The organism is Pseudomonas sp. Je.1.5.c, from assembly GCF_051129895.1.
In the GTDB taxonomy this organism is placed as follows: Bacteria; Pseudomonadota; Gammaproteobacteria; order Pseudomonadales; family Pseudomonadaceae; genus Aquipseudomonas; species Aquipseudomonas urmiensis.
In genome coordinates this window covers 1-255 of record NZ_JBCPSP010000119.1, presented here as the reverse complement: position 1 = coordinate 255, position 255 = coordinate 1, and the positions used below count along the sequence as shown (strand labels likewise).

The following is a 255-nucleotide window of genomic DNA, read 5'->3' as shown; positions in this document are numbered from 1 at the left end:
ATACAGAGGGTGCAAGCGTTAATCGGAATTACTGGGCGTAAAGCGCGCGTAGGTGGTTTGTTAAGTTGGATGTGAAAGCCCCGGGCTCAACCTGGGAACTGCATCCAAAACTGGCAAGCTAGAGTACGGTAGAGGGTGGTGGAATTTCCTGTGTAGCGGTGAAATGCGTAGATATAGGAAGGAACACCAGTGGCGAAGGCGACCACCTGGACTGATACTGACACTGAGGTGCGAAAGCGTGGGGAGCAAACAGGA

The 255-nt window shown here is 52.5% G+C and carries 1 rRNA gene; it reads left to right on the top strand.

Annotated features, from left to right (window positions below):
* Positions 1–255, top strand: a 16S ribosomal RNA gene (locus AAZU54_RS27390); the annotation flags it as partial.